Source organism: Synechococcus sp. WH 8109, assembly GCF_000161795.2.
Taxonomy (GTDB): domain Bacteria; phylum Cyanobacteriota; class Cyanobacteriia; order PCC-6307; family Cyanobiaceae; genus Parasynechococcus.
Genome location: NZ_CP006882.1, coordinates 1628775 through 1645203, shown reverse-complemented (window position 1 = coordinate 1645203; position 16429 = coordinate 1628775). Strand labels below are relative to the sequence as shown.

The following is a 16429-nucleotide window of genomic DNA, read 5'->3' as shown; positions in this document are numbered from 1 at the left end:
CCACGTGATGGGTTTGGCCCTAGAGCTCTGCGGTGAAGGGGGTGGCCCAGCGCTGGCGGGTTTCCTTGTTGAACGGCGGCCACCAGCGTTGGATCAGCTGTTGTTCCAGGGCCCGCCGGGCGAGGGTGGCTCGGGGCACATCGCAGCTGAAGCGGATGCTCAGCTGGGCGCTCAGCTCACAACGCTGCAGGGCTTCCCCATAGGCGGCGAGGTAGGCCTTGCAGTCGTGATCACCTTTCCAGCGGCGCTCGGCGGCCAGGGTTTCGCCCACATAGAGCAGAAGTGGCTGCTCCAGCTGCGCTGGTTTGTCTATCACCAGATAAATCGCTGCTCCGCGGTGGGACGGTTCCGGCCAGCGCCAGAAACTCATCGCCAGGGGGGTCAAGGCCAGTGGATCGATGGCCGCAGCGGCGTCATCGGAGCTGGCACCGAACAGATCCCCCTGGGCCGCATCAGCGCTCTCTCCCCGGAACAGCGGCGCCTGATGGGCATGCAGTCGCTGTTGCCAGGCGAGCAGCTGCTCCCGTTGCAGGGGCAGGTCGGGCCCGTTGCTGAAGGCCAGCGCACCGGTGGAGAACAGATCCCCCTGCATCAGGGCAGCGGCAGGCTGGGCCCGGCGCGGCGGCTGCCGAAACTCACCCTGCCGATCAGGGCTTCCACGCTGCTGGCAGGCAGGCAAAGCCGCTCCTGCAGATCGGCCAGATCTTTGAAAGTGGCGCGTCGGCGCTCGCGCATCAGGTTGGTCAGCCGTTGGTCCGGCCAGCCAAGCAGCGCCAGCTGATCGGAGCTGGCGTTGTTGAGGTCGAGGGGAGCGGCCTGCGGCTGCGGTGGGGCATCGCCGTGCCACTGGAAGAGGAGATGGGGTGTCCAGAGCCTGGCCAGATCGTTCGGCAGCTCCAGCAGCCGGAACAGATCATCGGGACTGGCGAATTGCACCCCACCCCGCTGCAGCCGCACCAGCAGATCGGCTGTGTCCTGGCTGCAGCCGGGCAGTTGCAGCCACTGATCGCGGCTGGCCCGGTTGACATCCATCATCCAACCCGGCGGCTCGGGCACGGTTGGTAAAGGCTGCTCTGGGGCCGGTCGGGGTGGTGCTGGCAGCTGCCCGGTGGCTTGCAGCACCCTCCTGGCCAGGGGATCCAACCAGTGGCTGCGGGGCATGCTGCTCAGCAGAGATGGGCTGACCTTAACGAGGGTGCAGGGGCTGCGTCAGCGCAACTTGCACATCTGGTTGTTGTGGCACCGAGCGGATTCCTTCAGGCTGAGCGGGTCCAGCGGGGAATCGGCAGCGGTGGATCCACAAGGTTGCGCTGAAAGGCGATCAGCGCCGCCTGGGTGCGGCTTTTGGCATCGAGTTTGCGCAGCAGCCCCGTGACGCAGTGCCTGGTGGTTTCAATCGAGAGGTGCAGCTGATCGGCAATCTCCTGATTGCTGAGGCCCTTGCAGAGCCCGCGCAGCACGTCCTCTTCACGCAGGCTCAGCACGTCGCTGAGGGGATGGGCGGCGCCTCTGGATCCGCGGTCGTGGTTGGCCACGCCGGCAATCACCGGATCCATGTGGCTGCCATCGCTCTCCATGGCGCGCAGAACGCTGAGCAGGCCTCCGCTACCGATGCGTTCATGGCTGCAGAGCCCTTCGCATTGCGCCTTGGCCGCGGCGTGAATTGTGCTGAGCAACGGGCGCTGAATCAACATCAGGCAGCGCAGGGAGGGCTGCTGGGCCTTAGCGGCCGCCACCAGGGAGGGGCCGGTGCCGCGCTCGAGCTGGTCGCTGCAGATCAGTAGATCAGCTGCTGTGTTGCGAAGGCAGGCGAGTGCTTCTGTTTCAGTGCTGGCGGCTCCCACTAGGGAGCCGATGCCATCAAGGCTGTGCACCAGGCCGCTGATCAAGACGCGATCGGCGGAGGCCACCACGATGTGGCACCCCTCCAACAGGGGCCGATGGCGCCGGGGAAGCTCACGCATCGTGCCGAGCTGAGCGGTGAAGTCCACATCCTGGAGGCGGCCCGAATCTCACCATGAATTCGGATGCCACCAGAGGGTGGTGCGGGTCAGCAAGACCGTACAAAACCTTTCCGTGAAAGGTCATCAAAGGTGCGGCGATCACCCCCGTTGCCACTGGCGAATCCTTGGCAGACTTTGCCGAAGCAATGCTCGACGTCGACGATGACCTTCTTCGATTCCGACATCGTTCAGGACGAAGCCAAGCGCCTGTTCAGCGATTACCAGCAGCTGATGCAGCTGGGCAGTGAGTACGGCAAGTTCGACCGGGAGGGCAAGAAGAAGTTCATCGAGACAATGGAAGAGCTGATGGGCCGCTACAGGGTGTTCATGAAGCGCTTTGAACTCTCGGAGGATTTCCAGGCCAAGCTCACGGTGGAGCAGCTGCGCACCCAGCTCAACCAGTTCGGCATCACCCCCGAGCAGATGTTCGACCAGATGAACTCCACCCTCGAGCGGATGAAGGCGCAGATTGATCAGCCGCCCTCCAGCTGAACCACCTCGAGCTGAGCCAAGACTCGTACGATCGCCAGCGCTCGCTCGTTGCGCCTCTCCATGCCGGACTCCATCCCGTCGTTGCCGGATTGGCTGTCCCGGGGCATGGCCGACCTGTTCCCGGCCGGGGATCCCAGTGATGCGGATCAGGCCCTGGCGGCCCGGTTGGTCCAGGCCGAAAAGGAAGGCCGGCCGCTGCGGGTGAAGCTGGGCATCGATCCCACCGGCAGCAACATCCATCTGGGCCACAGCATTCTGTTCCGCAAGTTGCGGGCCTTCCAGGACGCGGGCCACAAGGCCGTTCTGATCATCGGCGATTTCACGGCGCGGATCGGTGATCCCACCGGCAAGTGCGCCACGCGGGTGCAGCTCACCAAGGAGCAGGTGGCCGCCAACGCCTCCACCTATCTGCGCCAGTTGGGACAGGACCAGCCCAAGGAAACGGCGCTGCTCGATTTCGAAACCCCCGGCCGCCTGGAGGTGCGATACAACTCCGAGTGGCTGGAGGGCATGGACCTACCGGCGGTGATTGGCCTGCTCGGCACCGGCACAGTTGGTCAGATGCTGGCCAAGGACGACTTCTCCAAGCGCTACGGCAGCGGCACCCCAATCGCCCTGCATGAGTTTCTCTACCCGCTGCTGCAGGGCTTCGACTCGGTGGCGGTGAATGCGGATGTGGAGCTGGGCGGCACCGATCAGAAGTTCAACGTGGCCATGGGCCGCGACCTGCAGCGCCACTTCAACAAAGGCACCCAGTTCGGCCTGCTGCTGCCGATTTTGGTGGGTCTGGATGGGGTGCAGAAGATGAGCAAGAGCCTTGGCAACGTGGTGGGGCTGGAGGAGGATCCGCTGTCGATGTACTCCAAGTTGGAGAAGGTCGGCGATGCGGCGATCGACGACTACGTCACGTTGCTGACCGATCTGCATCTGACTTCTTTGCCTGAAAACCCGCGCGAGAAGCAGAAGGCGATGGCCCTGGCGGTGACCGCCAGCCGCCATGGCATCGAAGCCGCCCAGAAGGCCCAGAGCGATGCCGCCACCCTGGTGGGGGGCAGTGGTGATGCTGGCGCTGATGTGCCCGAAGCGTCGCTTGCCGAGGTGAATTTCCCGGCCAAGGCCTTTTATCTGTTCAGTGCCGTGGGGATCTGCGCTAGCAGCAGCGAGGCCCGCCGTCAGATCAAGGGTGGTGCGGCCCGACTGGAGGGGGAAAAGATCACCGACCCCAACCAGGAGTTCGCTTCAGCGGCGGAGCTGGAGGGCAAGGTGTTGCAATTGGGCAAGAAAACCTTCCGTCGTTTGGTGGGCTGATGACCTTGCATCCCGCTGACCCCGCCGATCTGATCATCGTGGCTCTCGATGGCATGGCGCCCGAACAGTCGCTGCGCTTTGCCGGCCAGGTGGAAGGGCTGCGCTGGGTGAAGGTGGGCCTGGAGCTGTTTGTGCAGGCCGGCCCGGCGGTGGTGGCCCAGCTGCGCGAGATGGGACTGCGTGTGTTTCTTGATCTCAAATTTCACGACATCCCGGCCACGATGGCTGGTGCTTGCCGGCGGGCAGCGGCGCTGGGGGCCGAACTGATCACAGTGCATGCCTGCGCCGGCAGCGAAGCACTCAAGGCAGCCCAGGCCGCGGCAGAGGAAGGGGCTCAAGGGGCTGGCCAACCCGCCCCCACCTTGCTGGCGGTGACGGTGCTCACCAGTTGGGAAGAGCAACGGCTGCAACGGGAACTCGCCGTTGCCCAGGGCATCGCCGAACGGGTGCCGGTGTTGGCGCAGCTGTCGGCAACCGCCGGCATCGGCGGTTGTGTGTGTTCACCTTTGGAGGCCGCGGCATTGCGGGCTCAGCACCCTGAACCCTTTGCCTTGGTGACGCCAGGCATTCGTCCCAAGGGCTTTGCGGTAGGTGATCAGGCCCGGGTGATGGGGCCGGCTGAGGCGATTGCAGCTGGAGCCAGTCAGCTGGTGATCGGCCGGCCGATCACCAAGGTTGAGGATCCAAGCGCTGCTTTTGCAGCCTGTTGCGGGGAGCTTTGATCGACGAGCGTCATTTTGTTGCCTGAGCTTTTGCTGCTCAAGTAGCTAGCTCAGCCCTTGGCTTTCTGCCCGATCTTGGGTTCGGTTCCCGCCAGCAACCGCTCGATGTTGCTGCGATGACGCCAGAGAACCATCAGGCTGGCCACAAGCGACACCACCACGTAGGCGCTGCTGCCGCCGGAGAGCAGCATCAACAGCGGCAGTCCAATGGCGGCCACCACGCTCGAGAACGACACGATCCGGAAGATCGAGATCACGGCCATGAACAGGCCAAAGCAGGCCAGCCCTACCGGCCAGGCCAGCCCCAGGAACATGCCCAGGCCGGTGGCCACCGCCTTGCCGCCCTTCCAACCCAGCCACACCGGCCAGATGTGACCGGCCAAGGCCGCCAGGCCCGCCAGCACCTGCAGCCAGTCGCTCAGGCCAACGCTTTTGGCCAGCAGCACCGCCAGGGCTCCTTTGCCCAGATCAATCAGGAACACCACCAGGGCTGGGCCCTTGCCCACGTTGCGCAGCACGTTGGTGGCGCCGATGCTGCCGGAACCGCAGTCGCGCAGGTCGATGCCTTTGAGCCAGCGGCCCGCGAGGTAGCCGCTGGGGATGGCTCCCAGCAGGTAGCCGATGGCCAGCAGCAGTAGTGAGGTGAGGATCACAGGGACGTGCGCGGTTGCGAGATCGCGGCTGAATCGAAGCACGGCGCTGCCCCGTTTGCCTTGAATCTCAATCGGTTCGTGGGATTCGCGCACGTCGTCGATCAACGAGAACAGGCGTTTTCGCGCTTCTGTCACGGAGATCGATGCCATCAGCACAGACACATGTACGCAATAGCGCACCGGCGATCGCCTGAGGCTTCAGGGGTCGATGGGCTTCTGCTTACAGCAGATCGTCGTTGTCGAGGCGTTCACCCGGTCCGGCAGCGAAGGCCAGCCAGAGCGGGAACTGAAGCACAGGGATTTCGACGCTGCGCTCGGCCGCATCGATCAAAATCAAGGGCACTTCGCCCCGCTCCTCCAGCCGGTCGGCCCGCTCCACCAGGGCTTCGGGGCGTTCGAACAGCACGATGCCGCTGCTGGGGCCGAAGTCTTCCCGGCCCAGGCCCAGGGCATCCTGCAGGCCGCGCCGCCATTCACCGAGCCGTTCGGGGCCGCCGGCCAGCACCAGGCACTGGAACTGATCGCCGTACAGCTCACCGATTACTGCGATCAGGGCCGCGCTCACCAGGATGTTGCGGGGCCGTGTGCCGCGGCTGGGCTGGGCGCCACGTCCGCCTTGATTGAAGAACCAGTCCTCCAGCAGGGCCGTGTCGCGGGCGTCGATGCTGCGCCGCAGATTCCAGGGGTCGGCGTAGACGTCCGGCTGCTTGAGGAAGCGCTCCAGGGTCTCACGGATCAGCTCTTCATCGGGGCGGAAGGTGTCGGCCACCGCTGGCGGTGGGGTGCTCTCACCGGGCTTCTCCGGCGCCGTTGCGTTGTCTGCCGCCTGATCGAGGGGGGAGGGCTGCACCACCATTGGCTGCACGACCAGCTCCAGGTTTTCCACGCTCTGAACCAGGTCCTGAAGGGCGCCGCCCAGGTACTCCTGGAAGCCCTTCACGCGGCGGGCGATGGCGTCGGACTGGCCAGCGAAGTTGGCCTTCAGTTCAGTCTCTAGTTGCTGCTTGCGGGAGCTGAGGGCGTTGATCTCCGCTTCCAGGGCGTCGCGACGCTCCTGAAGATCCTTGAGGGCCAGTTCCATCACGGGATTGGCTTCTGCAGCGGCGGGCTCGGTACTGGTGGCACTGGGGGGTTCTGTGCTGGTTTCGCCGCTGGATTCCGCCAGGGCCTGCTCCGGTTCAGGCGCCTGGGGGGTCAGGTCGGTGTCGTCGGGCATTGCGTCAGCTGCCGTGCTCTCCATCCCTCCATTCCAGCCGACCAGACCGCAGAAAAACAGGTGGCATCACAACTGCGACAGGGGTGCACGAAATCGCATGGATATCAGCACAGAATCGCCTCGAAATCGTGCTACTGCTCGCTTTTGCTCGTGTTGTCTTCCGGGTCGTCTTTCGGTACTTCAAGTGCTCCCAACCGCAGTTCCAGCTGTTCCCGCAGCTCCCTGGGGCTGAACAGGATCGGCAGGAAGTGAATGCTCTGGGTTTCGCGGAAATAAAACAGGCCTGGCAGCCAGAGGGCGAACAGCCGCCAGCTCAGCCATTGGTCGTAGGGGAAACGCCGCAGCTCGCGGCTGTTCTGCCACACGATCAGAGCGTCTTCCTTGAATTCCAGCCGCAGGCTGGCGCTCTGTATCAGCAGAAACAGGCCGAACAGCCCCACCACCAAGGTGGGCCAGGGCGAGAGCGGCAGCGGTAGCAGTGCCAGGCCAAGGGCCACCACCAGCAACGGCAGCCGCACGTCCGGCTTGAGGGTGACGGGGGCGGGGGTTGAACTCATGCTCCGAACAGCACCTGGGTGAGAACGACATCCATCAGGGCCACCAGGATCAGGATCATCACCACCGCGCCGGTGGTGCTGGTGCCCACTTCCTTGGGACCGCCGCGGGTGGTCAGGCCCCAGCCGCAGGCCACCGTGGCGATGATCAGCCCGAACACCAGGGCTTTCACCAGCATGAACGGCAGGTCCAGCGGGTTCATCCAGGTCTGCACCGAGGTCCAGAAAACCGCCGGCGGGATGTTGTAGAGGGCCGTACTGGTGAGTTGGCCCGACCACACCGCCACGAAGAAGAAGAAGAAGCACTGCACCGGAGCCATCACCACCATCGCGATCATCCGGGGCACCACCAGGTACTCCACCGGGTCGGTGCGCAGCATGGTGATCGCATCGATCTGTTCAGTCACCTTCATCGTCCCCAACTGGGCGGCGTAGGCGGTGGCCACCTTGCCGGCCAGCAGGCAGGAGGTGAGCAGGGGCGCGATCTCCCGTGCCAGGCCGATCGCCAGGATGCCGCCCACCGTTGATCCCGCTCCCTGGCGGGTGAGTTCTGCGGCCACCTGGATGTTGAACACCGAGCCGGCGGCCACCGAGATGATCAGCACGATCAGCAGGCTGCCCGGGCCGGCCTCCAACATTTGCTCAAACAGCTCGCCCCGATTGATGCGACCGCGCAGGGTGGCCGCCACGGCCTGGCCTCCGATCAGCAGGCTGGTGCCCAGGCGTTTGATGGAACGAGGAGTGTTCATCCGGTGTCCTTCTGCAGACGGGCTCCACGCTCGGGCCAGCCTCGCATCACCACAAGGCCAAGCAATACAAGGATGGCGGGAATCAGACCCATGCAGAGCCTGATCGCCAGCAGGGCTGAATCCGGCTGTTCGATGAAACTCAGTGCCCCGCTGCAGTTGCCTCCCTTGGCGGAGATGTAGCCGGTGAGTGAGAGCAGGCTGCCGAACACCGACATGGTCAGGCCGATGATCAGTTTCTGGCCGAACACCATCCAGGCGGTGTAAAGCCCGGCGGGTTTGCTTGGGTCAGCGTCGATCGCGTCGGGTAGCAGCGACCAGGGAATCAGATAGGCCGTCGCCGCTCCCACCCCAACGAGGGCAATCAGCCCCACCAGTGGCAGCAGTTGCAGCGGGCCGGGATCCGCCGCCAGGGGCGGGAACAGCATTGAGAGCAGGCATGCGCTGATCCATAGCCCCGCGCCCCAGCGCAGGGTGGCGACGCGCCCGATACGGTTGCTGAGGTTGCTCCAGATCTGAAGCCCCAGCAGGGCGGCGATCTGGAAAGGCAACAGGATCCAGGTGGAGAGGTTGGCAGGCACATGCACCACCTGCACCAGCCAGATCAGGGCCACCACCTGCATCAGTTGCAGGCCGAACCAGAGCAGCAGATACAGCCCCAGCACCTGGCGGAAACGGGGGTTGGTCATCACCCGCTTCAGCTGCTGCATCGGCGGCTCGTTGTTGGGCACCGGCCGTTGGGCCCGCTTGGCGTAGGGGGCTAGCCCCCAGCAGCAGAGCAGCGTGGTGGTGGCGGCGATGCTGCCGGTGATCCGGCCCATGGCCAGATAGCCCCCGCCTCCTTCGGTGAGCACCACCGAAGCCACGATCAGTCCGCTCAGGCCCGCCAGGATTGATCCGGTAAACCGCGCCGCATTGAGGCGGGTGCGAATGGCGGTGTCGGGAGTGAGTTCGGTGCTGAGGGCGGCGTAAGGCAGGTTGACGCTGGTGTAGGCGGTCATCAGCAACACCGCCATAACCGCGTAGTACGTGGTGCGCTGCAGAGTGTCGCCTGGGGGCACCCACCACATCGCCGTTAGGGTGATGCCTAGCGGCAGGGCTGCGGTCAGCATCCAGGGCAGACGCGGGCCCCAGCGGCTGTGAGTGTGATCGCTGAGCCAGCCAATCAACGGATCATTAAGCGCATCCCAAACCTTGCTCACCGTTAGCAGAGAGCCGGCGATGAAGGCCGGCAGGCCAGCGGCGCAGATAAAAAACGGGAAGAGATAGAAGCCTAGTTGGGTGGCCGCAAGTCCGGTCCCGGCGTCGCCCAGGCCGTAGGCCAGCATCAGCCTGCGGCGGGATCCCTGTAGGGATGCGTCGGTCGGTGTCACGCGGAGGCTTCGGGCAGGCGGATTGCCATAATGAATGCGTGCTCACTACGCCACCAGCCCCATGGGCAGTGGTTTGTTTGTACTATGCGGGTGTTGTGTAATGGTAAGACCTCAGCCTTCCAAGCTGATGACACGGGTTCGATTCCCGTCACCCGCTCTGATCACAACCGCAGGCCTGAGGCTTCCTCTTCGGCGATCAGCAGCACGAAGCTCCGGCTCTGCAAGGGAATCTCAACGCCGCTGAACCTGGCAGGCTCGGCTGGAAAATCCTTGGGGCTGGGCAACGAGGTGTCGATCACCCGTTTCCAGGGGGAGGCCGGAACCGGCAACTCAAAGCTGAGACTTTCCTTGTAAGCGTTGAAGCCCATCCACAGCAGGGCCCCGCGGCTGCCGCGGTGGAGGCTGGTGGCCGTCGTGCGGCTCCAGGCGGCCCAGTCGGGTTTGGCCAGGTTCACCCCGTGCCATTGGCGCCAGAGATCGCTTCGCTGCTCCGATGGTTGTTCCGCTGATTTGCGGTTGCTCTCCCGTGGCGGCACCAATGGATTAAACAGTTGCGGCAGGGCCTGGCGCAGCCGCAGAAGCCGCTGCAGAAACTGCTTGAGTTCCAGGTCGCAGTGGTCTTCATCCCAGACCATCCAGCCCAGGGGGCTGTTCTGGCACCAACTGTTGTTGTTGCCACCTTGGCTGCGGCCCACTTCATCGCCCATCAGCAGCATCGGCACGCCACGGGCCAGCAGCAGCGAGCTGAGCAGGTTGCGTTGCTGACGCCGCCGCAGGCTTTGCACCAGGGCATTGCTGCTGGGACCTTCGATGCCGTGGTTCCAGCTGTTGTTGTGGTTCTCGCCGTCCCGGTTGTCTTCGCCGTTGGCCAGGTTGTGCTTGCGGTTGTAGCTCACCAGATCCGCCAGGGTGAAGCCGTCGTGGGCGGTGATGAAGTTCACCGAACTCCCCAGGGCCACGGGCTTGCCGTCATAGAGATCGGGGCTGCCCTTGAACCGCTGGGCCAGGCTCCAGGTGCTGTGGTCGTCCCCTTTCCAGAAGCGCCGCACCCCGTCGCGGAAATGGCCGTTCCAGGTGCCGATCCGCTTGGCGGGGAAGTCGTCCAGCCGATAAAGGCCGCCGCAGTCCCACGGTTCGCTTACCAATTTGAGGTCACTCAGCTGTGGGTCGGCCTCCATCGCCGCGAACAGGGGCGGCTCATTCAGGGGTTTGAGCTGGTCGCCGCGGCTCAGGGCAATGCCCAGATCGAAGCGGAAGCCATCCACACCCAGTTCCAGGGCCCAGCAGCGCATCGACTCGAGGATTAGCTGGGTGGTGATCGGCGCATTGGCGGCGATCGAGTTGCCGCAGCCGCTCACATCCTGATAGTCGCCGTCCTCGTTTTGGTGGTAGTAGACGTTGTCGGAACAACCCCGCCAGCTCAGGGTGGGGCCATGGCGGTTGCCCTCGGTGGTGTGGTTGTAGACCACATCCAGCAGCACTTCGATGCCGGCGTCATGGCATGCGGCTACCAGTTGGCGCACCTCATGGCGGGCTTGCAATGGATCGCGACTGCAGCAGTAGTCGTGGTGGGGTGTGAACCAGCTCAGGGGGCTGTACCCCCACACGTTGTCGCGCCCCGGGGGGGCATCGGCCGGGTCGAAGCAGAACACCGGCAACAACTCCACCGCCGTAATGCCCAGCTCCTTTAGGTAGGGCAACTTCTCAATCAAGCCCAGGTAGGTGCCGCGGTGTTCCACGGCGACCCCGGCATCCTCGCGGCGGGTAAAGCCCCCCACGTGCAGCTCGTAGATCACCGTGCTTTGCCAGCTGTGGCGCGGGCGCGGATGGGCCTGAAAATCGAACAGATCCCGTTCGCACACCACCGCCTTGAGGCAAGCATGGGCGTTGGGTGAGGGGCCGGTGGCCAGCACCCTGTCGTAAACGTCCCAGCCACTGATGGCACGGGCGGTGGGGTCCAGCAGCACTTTGGAGGGCTGGAAGCCATGGCCACCCGGCGCCAGCGGCCCGAAGACCCGGTAGCCGTAACAGCAGCCTTCGCCGACTCCTTCCACTTCTACGTGCCAGTAGTCGCCCGAGCGGTGACGTCGACCGTCCAGTTCGATCACCCGCTCTGGGTTGCGATCGTTGCCGTTGCTGTAGAGCAGCAATTCAATGCGGTCGGCCCCGGGAGCTGCCAGCACAAAGTTCACACCTTGCCTGGTGAGGCTGCTGCCCAGGGGCCATGAAGAACCGGGGTGAATGCCACTCAAGGCCCGTTGGGGCATCTCGACTTCAAACTAGTGGTTTGGTCCGTTGTTTTGAACCAATGGCGATGACCACCACACTTGAGGCCGGCCGGCCGCCGCAGCAGCTGCGTAACGACCTCTGGTTGTTTCCGCCCAACCGCGACAGCCAGGGGGGCAGTTCCTGGTGGCTGGATCTGGATCCCGAGCCCGTGCTGGTGGACTGCCCGCCGTTGACGGAGGCCAGCCTCACTGCTCTGCACCAGCTGGCGGGAACCCGCAGCCCGAGGATCCTGCTCACCAGCCGTGAAGGCCATGGGCGCCTTCGTCGCGTTCAGGAGCGCCTGGGATGGCCGGTGCTGGTGCAGGAACAGGAGGCCTATCTCCTGCCAAATGTGGAGCCGTTGGACACCTTCGCCGAGGAACACACCACCGTGAGTGGTTTGAGGCTGTTGTGGACGCCGGGGCCGACGCCGGGGAGCTGTGTGGTGTTCGCCCCGGCACCAAATGAACTGTTGTTCTGCGGGCGTTTGCTGACGCCATGGGCTCAGGGTCAGCTCGCGCCGATGCGCCATGCCCGCACATTCCACTGGCCAAGACAGCTGAACAGCTTGGCCAGGCTCAGGGATTGGATTCCTTCAGATGCCAGTCCCCAACTGCTTTCTGGGGCTGCACTTGGTGCTTTGCGTGGGGAGCGGCTTGTGCCCTTCAGCGGTTGGAGCGATTCTGCAGACAACTGCTAAAGCGTTGCGGCACAACACCTTTCGCTTGCAGCAACCGGTTGCTCTCCATACGATTGGGCCGCTTGGGGAAGGCAGCGGCGAGCCCACGACGCCGTATCTGAGCCGTCTCCCGCCCCCCGACTCTCTTTAACCAATGAACAAAGCTGATCTGGTGAATCTGGTGGCTGCTCGCACCGAGCTCACCAAGACCGACGTTTCCATGGTTGTCGACGCCGCTATCGACACGATCATCGACTCCGTGGTGGAAGGCAAGAAGGTGTCCATCCTCGGTTTCGGTTCCTTTGAACCCCGTGAGCGTTCCGCCCGTCAGGGTCTGAACCCCAAGACCGGCGAAAAGATCGCTATTCCCGCCAAGCGCGTTCCCGCCTTCACCGCCGGCAAGATGTTCAAGGACCGCGTTCAGGGCTGATCAGCGCCTCAATTTCGTTCTGCGGGCGGCCCAGTGGGTCGCCTTTTTTGATGGCTCTTCCAGAGCATCTGCAGCAGCATCTGGAGCGGGGTCGAGCCCTGGCTCCTGCCGGTGGCTACCGCGGCCGTTTCGCCCCATCCCCCACGGGGGTGCTCCACCTCGGCAACCTGCAAACGGCTCTACTCTCGTGGTTGGTGGCCCGTCAGGCCGGTGGGGCCTGGTTGCTGCGCATCGATGACCTCGATACACCGCGTAACCGCGCCGGTGCCATCGAGGCTATCCAAAGCGATTTGCGCTGGCTGGGCCTCGAATGGGATGGGCCGGTCCTGCTCCAGAGCGAACGGCGTGGCATTTACTACTCCTGGTTGTCGTGGTTACGCCGATCCGGATGGTTGTTCGCCTGTCGCTGCTCCCGAAGGCAGCTTGCCGATCACTCGATCTATCCCGGCTTCTGCCGGACGGCTGGGCACCACTGGGGCTGGCAGCAGCAGCGGCTCCCCAGTTGGCGCCTGCGGGTGGCCGATGACGATCCCCACGGCAGTGGCGATGTGGTGTTGCGGCGAGCCGATGGCTTCATCGCGTACCAGCTCGCCACCGTGATCGACGAACTCAGCTTCGGTATCACCGATGTGGTGCGTGGTGCTGATCTGCGCGAGGCCCTTCCAGCCCAGCGCAGTTTCTTTGCGGCCCTGGGTGAATCACCACCCGAGTTCCGGCATGGGCCTCTGCTTTGTGATGCCAGCGGCCAGAAACTGTCTAAACGTGAGGCCAGTTCCGGCCTTGAATCGCTCCGAGCCGTGGGGCTGGATGCGGCTGCGGTGATTGGTCGCTTGGCCTCAGGTCTTCAGCTGCTGGATCCTGGTGCGCGTCTGAGTGCAACAGAGTTGCTCGAACACTTGACGGAGCAAGAGATCAATGCAGTGATTTCTTAGGGAATACTTCGGGATCAACGCCGGGTTTTCGCCCCACACTGAATCCATCGTCTGATCCTTGGGATCATGTGCACGTGCACCGTCTGTGGTGGCAGTGGAATGCAGCGGGTGTCGGGGGACCGCTTCCGCACTTGCATCGTCTGTCTGGGGACCGGTCAGATCAGTTCAGCAGTCCAGTCGGCACCGTTGAACCACCAGCCAATCACCAACCCAGGTCTGGCCAAACTCAGCTGTCCCACCAGGCCCCTGGCTTGATCCTCAGTCCAGGGGAGTCTTCTGATCGTTCTGGATCACGAAGTAGGTGGCCGTCGCCACAACGATCAACAACGGCACCGCGGTGAACAGCAGCAGGGCAATGGCGGTCCAGTCGGTGTACACGGCGGGGCGATGGGTCGAAGTTGAGGCATCATCTCAGCAAATCGCCCCCCTGAGCCCTGCTCGCGCGCTCCGTCACAGTCCTGCTGCTGCTCGCCATGGGGGGGCCTGTGGTGCGTGCGTCGCCCTTGGCAGCCTTTCAGGCCCGAGCCAGGCGCTGTTTTGAGAGCCGTCAGCCTCAGCTCTGTGAACAAGCCTTGATCGAGGCGGAGGTCCTGCAGCAACAGGCGTCAGCCCGCAGTGCCTATCCCTGCCAGACCCTGCTGTTGGGGGTTCAGGCGGATCTGGTGATGCAGCAGCTACGGGCGGGCCGTGGCGCCGAGGCCATTGCTGACCTGCAGGCGGCGACCCGCTGCTGCGCTGGGTTCTGACGCATCCCGTTATCGGCCAACGATCACCGGCGGCGTGCTGCCCCCACGAATGGGCGGAACCACCTTCGTTTTTCCGTCCCACTTGTCGAGGAACAGCTTGTAGAGAACGCTGTCATTGAGCGATCGGGTCAAGGTCTGAAACTTCAGGGCCTCCTGCTCGGCGATCTGAACCTCTGTTTTGGCGCGCAGAAGCTGCTGTTGCGCGATCTGCTTCTGCTCGATGGCCGCTCGGTATTCCTCAGCAATCTTGAGGCCCGTGATGTCCAGGCCTTTGACAGCCACATAGTCGAATTTGCTCAGCTCATTGGAGACGCTTTCCTGCACAAGGGTGGAAATGTTGTTCCAGTCGGTGGCGATGGTGTCGAGTTCATACTTCGAGAACACCGATTTCAGTGATTTCAGCAGTGATGGCTGAATCACCCTGGCGTAAATCGCAGAGTCATCGGTGGCAATCGTGCTGTAGATCCTGGGTGCTTCTCCAGGCTTGACCGCATATTTCACCGTTGCTGTGGCTTCGATCACCTGCAGGTCTTTGGTGAGTGTTGAAAATTTTTCGGGGATGACCTGTGTTCTGACGCTGAAATGATGGGTCGACTGAATGAACGGAAGTTTGAGGTTCAATCCCGGCTCTCTTGGGGTGTTGGAGACTTTTCCAAGGGTGGTTACCACGCCAACTTCACCGGCGGGAACAACAAACACACTGGAGAGCAGAGCAATGCCTCCAATGAAGACCGTGGTTACGCCCACCACGGTTTTGGTGATCTGCTCCGGCTGGGGGTTGGCTTGCATGCTGCTGGCTTGAGTCAATCCTTAAAACAGTAGTTATTTGTTGTTGGTTATTGGCAAAAGGTTTCTGATGATCTCTGGGCTGGTGCAGCAGCGATTGTGGTGTTTTTGCCCAGTCAGCTTCTCCGTTCCCGGTGCATCCAGCTGATCCAGTCTGCGGAAATCCTTGGGGACAGACCCTTGCATTCGAGGTCGCTACTGCAGCTGCCGAGGCATTGCGGCAACTGGCGACGCAGGCGCCACAACCGATGCAGGTTGCCGTGCTGAAGGCGCTGGTGGCCTGCTCCCGGCCCATGGGCAGGGCGTTGCCATCGGGGGCCTGGCCGTTCACCAGGAAGCCGCAGCTGCCGCAGATGCCTTCGCGGCAGTCGTGCTCGAAGCTCACAGGCCGTTCTCCGGTGCTGATCAGTTGTTCGTTGAGCTGATCGAGGGCCTCCAGCAGGGAGAGGTCGGGGGAGACGTTCTCCAGCTGATGGCTCTGGTGACATCGTTATTGATGCTGTTCCTCCTGGTTCTGGGAGTCCTGTTGATTCAGCCCCGGTTGTCGGAACGCTGTCAGCTGTTGCCCGATCGATACGTTCTCACTGCCGATGAAGTTGCAGAACTGCCGCAAGGCACGCTTCCCGTGGTGTTGGATCGCCGCCTCGGTCAGGATCAAAACGACTTTCGCTTTCGCCTGCTGAAGCTTGTGCTGGAGCGCAGCGGCACACCGTTTGCCCTGTGTTTCAGCGCTGCAGTTCAGCCGCAGGATGAGGCGATTGCAGCGCTCGCGGAAGGGCAGAAGGCAGGTCGGCGGCACCCCCTGCGACTCTTGGTTGGTGTTTACGGTGCCGGCCCTGAGTTCAACCGTCGTCTCCGGGCGGTGCCCATTCTGGTGACGGGTGGAATCCTCGGGCTGCGGGCGGGATGGACCAATCAGGCATCGCTAGCCGAACTGCAAACGATCCGCAGCCTTCAGGACCTCCAACGCATCGTTTTGGTGCAAGGACTGGGCTGGAGCGATGTTGAAATTTTCGATCGTGCTGGATTGCGCACCTACACCGCCCGGTCGGAAAAATGGCTGCGCTTGGTGAATGACAACCGGGTGCAGTTGTTTCCCCGCAGTGTGGCGGAACTTGAAGCGGAGGATTCCGTGGTGACGTCGTTATACCCGCAGATGCTGCTGGATCCCCATCTGTTGATTGTTTATCCCTTTGTAGGTTTTTTCTATGTGGCTCCAGAGAACGCCGAGCTGGCAGCCGCGATCCATACCGGTTTTGTACGGGTGATTGCCGATGGCTCGTACCAGCGCCTTGTTTAAGAAGCGATCATGACGCCCTGGTTAAGGCGCCAGCTCAAACTGCGGTCGCGAAGGATCCTGGTGCTTCAGAATCCTGAGGCGGCTGACGTGTTGGCTGATGTGAATCCAGAGCACTGGATTGTTCCCTGGGACGATCTTCTTCGTGGCAGTACCAAAAGCGGAAACGATCTCTGCTCGTTTTCGGGATTGAAGCGACTATGTGTTAACTAGACATGCATTGA

Annotated in this window: 19 protein-coding genes, 1 tRNA gene and 1 pseudogene; 10 read left to right on the top strand and 11 right to left on the bottom strand. The window is 63.1% G+C overall.

Annotated features, from left to right (window positions below):
* Positions 1 to 19 precede the first annotated feature (19 nt).
* The 3 genes from Syncc8109_RS08920 to Syncc8109_RS08910 all read right to left on the bottom strand — a co-directional run bounded on the left by Syncc8109_RS08920 (position 20) and on the right by Syncc8109_RS08910 (position 1964).
* The gene (locus tag Syncc8109_RS08920; RefSeq protein ID WP_006851844.1) at positions 20 to 592 is read right to left on the bottom strand and encodes a hypothetical protein; all 573 of its coding nucleotides are present in this window, start codon (positions 590 to 592) and stop codon (positions 20 to 22) included.
* The gene (locus tag Syncc8109_RS08915; RefSeq protein WP_025362483.1) at positions 592 to 1161 is read right to left on the bottom strand and encodes a hypothetical protein; all 570 of its coding nucleotides are present in this window, start codon (positions 1159 to 1161) and stop codon (positions 592 to 594) included. Before Syncc8109_RS08915 ends, Syncc8109_RS08920 begins: the two co-directional genes overlap by 1 nt.
* A 95-nt stretch (positions 1162 to 1256) precedes the next feature.
* Positions 1257 to 1964 (bottom strand): response regulator transcription factor, encoded by a 708-nt coding sequence (locus tag Syncc8109_RS08910; protein ID WP_006849933.1) that lies wholly within the window; start codon positions 1962 to 1964, stop codon positions 1257 to 1259.
* Positions 1965 to 2165: 201 nt separating this feature from the next.
* Between Syncc8109_RS08910 and Syncc8109_RS08905 the strand changes: the two genes are divergently transcribed.
* The 3 genes from Syncc8109_RS08905 to pyrF are packed head-to-tail and all read left to right on the top strand — an operon-like array spanning position 2166 to position 4525.
* Positions 2166 to 2495, top strand: coding sequence for a DUF1825 family protein (locus Syncc8109_RS08905; protein WP_006850947.1), 330 nt, complete (start codon positions 2166 to 2168; stop codon positions 2493 to 2495).
* Positions 2496 to 2555: 60 nt separating this feature from the next.
* A complete protein-coding gene (tyrS, locus tag Syncc8109_RS08900) occupies positions 2556 to 3803 on the top strand; it encodes a tyrosine--tRNA ligase (RefSeq protein ID WP_025362482.1) in 1248 nt (415 codons plus the stop codon).
* Positions 3803 to 4525, top strand: a complete 723-nt coding sequence (gene pyrF, locus Syncc8109_RS08895; RefSeq protein ID WP_006850232.1) for an orotidine-5'-phosphate decarboxylase — start codon at positions 3803 to 3805, stop codon at positions 4523 to 4525. Before tyrS ends, pyrF begins: the two co-directional genes overlap by 1 nt.
* 50 nt (positions 4526 to 4575) lie before the next feature.
* Here the strand turns inward: pyrF and plsY are convergent, their stop codons facing one another.
* The 5 genes from plsY to Syncc8109_RS08870 form a co-directional block, all read right to left on the bottom strand.
* On the bottom strand, positions 4576 to 5178 hold the full coding sequence (gene plsY / locus Syncc8109_RS08890; protein WP_025362480.1) for a glycerol-3-phosphate 1-O-acyltransferase PlsY: 603 nt from the start codon (positions 5176 to 5178) through the stop codon (positions 4576 to 4578).
* A gap of 220 nt (positions 5179 to 5398) precedes the next feature.
* Positions 5399 to 6418: a DUF3086 domain-containing protein gene (locus Syncc8109_RS08885; protein WP_006851312.1), complete on the bottom strand. Its 1020-nt coding sequence runs from the start codon at positions 6416 to 6418 to the stop codon at positions 5399 to 5401.
* A gap of 107 nt (positions 6419 to 6525) precedes the next feature.
* Positions 6526 to 6951, bottom strand: a complete 426-nt coding sequence (locus tag Syncc8109_RS08880; RefSeq protein WP_006850802.1) for a DUF3119 family protein — start codon at positions 6949 to 6951, stop codon at positions 6526 to 6528.
* Positions 6948 to 7697: an ABC transporter permease gene (locus Syncc8109_RS08875; protein ID WP_006850673.1), complete on the bottom strand. Its 750-nt coding sequence runs from the start codon at positions 7695 to 7697 to the stop codon at positions 6948 to 6950. The genes Syncc8109_RS08880 and Syncc8109_RS08875 overlap by 4 nt, the downstream gene beginning before the upstream one ends.
* Complete coding sequence (locus Syncc8109_RS08870) at positions 7694 to 9022, bottom strand: MFS transporter (RefSeq protein ID WP_006850127.1); 1329 nt, start codon at positions 9020 to 9022, stop codon at positions 7694 to 7696. The genes Syncc8109_RS08875 and Syncc8109_RS08870 overlap by 4 nt, the downstream gene beginning before the upstream one ends.
* 131 nt (positions 9023 to 9153) lie before the next feature.
* Here Syncc8109_RS08870 and Syncc8109_RS08865 point away from each other — a divergent pair.
* A tRNA-Gly gene (locus tag Syncc8109_RS08865) sits at positions 9154 to 9224 on the top strand.
* A 4-nt stretch (positions 9225 to 9228) separates the two neighbouring features.
* Here Syncc8109_RS08865 and Syncc8109_RS08860 read toward each other — a convergent pair.
* Positions 9229 to 11334 carry a glycogen-debranching protein gene (locus Syncc8109_RS08860; RefSeq protein ID WP_006851833.1) on the bottom strand — a complete coding sequence of 702 codons (2106 nt, stop codon included), beginning with the start codon at positions 11332 to 11334 and terminating at the stop codon, positions 9229 to 9231.
* Between the two features lie 41 nt (positions 11335 to 11375).
* On the opposite strand from Syncc8109_RS08860, the gene Syncc8109_RS08855 reads away from it, so the two are divergent.
* The 5 genes from Syncc8109_RS08855 (at position 11376) to Syncc8109_RS08840 (ending at position 14122) form a co-directional block, all read left to right on the top strand.
* On the top strand, positions 11376 to 12035 hold the full coding sequence (locus Syncc8109_RS08855; RefSeq protein ID WP_025362478.1) for a hypothetical protein: 660 nt from the start codon (positions 11376 to 11378) through the stop codon (positions 12033 to 12035).
* A 133-nt stretch (positions 12036 to 12168) separates the two neighbouring features.
* Positions 12169 to 12444: an HU family DNA-binding protein gene (locus Syncc8109_RS08850; protein WP_006850925.1), complete on the top strand. Its 276-nt coding sequence runs from the start codon at positions 12169 to 12171 to the stop codon at positions 12442 to 12444.
* A gap of 50 nt (positions 12445 to 12494) precedes the next feature.
* A complete protein-coding gene (gene gluQRS, locus Syncc8109_RS08845) occupies positions 12495 to 13376 on the top strand; it encodes a tRNA glutamyl-Q(34) synthetase GluQRS (protein WP_006850528.1) in 882 nt (293 codons plus the stop codon).
* Between the two features lie 66 nt (positions 13377 to 13442).
* On the top strand, positions 13443 to 13631 hold the full coding sequence (locus Syncc8109_RS12395) for a hypothetical protein (RefSeq protein ID WP_006850150.1): 189 nt from the start codon (positions 13443 to 13445) through the stop codon (positions 13629 to 13631).
* 233 nt (positions 13632 to 13864) lie between these two features.
* A complete protein-coding gene (locus tag Syncc8109_RS08840; RefSeq protein ID WP_232202409.1) occupies positions 13865 to 14122 on the top strand; it encodes a hypothetical protein in 258 nt (85 codons plus the stop codon).
* A 9-nt stretch (positions 14123 to 14131) separates the two neighbouring features.
* On the opposite strand, the gene Syncc8109_RS08835 is transcribed toward Syncc8109_RS08840, so the two are convergent.
* Both Syncc8109_RS08835 and Syncc8109_RS11870 read right to left on the bottom strand, forming a co-directional pair.
* Complete coding sequence (locus Syncc8109_RS08835) at positions 14132 to 14911, bottom strand: prohibitin family protein (RefSeq protein WP_006851106.1); 780 nt, start codon at positions 14909 to 14911, stop codon at positions 14132 to 14134.
* Positions 14912 to 15024: 113 nt separating this feature from the next.
* Positions 15025 to 15392 (bottom strand): annotated as a pseudogene (locus tag Syncc8109_RS11870) (2Fe-2S iron-sulfur cluster-binding protein); the annotation flags it as partial.
* On the opposite strand from Syncc8109_RS11870, the gene Syncc8109_RS08830 reads away from it, so the two are divergent.
* Positions 15279 to 16208 carry a hypothetical protein gene (locus Syncc8109_RS08830; RefSeq protein ID WP_232202408.1) on the top strand — a complete coding sequence of 310 codons (930 nt, stop codon included), beginning with the start codon at positions 15279 to 15281 and terminating at the stop codon, positions 16206 to 16208. The pseudogene Syncc8109_RS11870 and the gene Syncc8109_RS08830 sit on opposite strands and share 114 nt — an antisense overlap.
* Positions 16209 to 16429 lie beyond the last annotated feature (221 nt).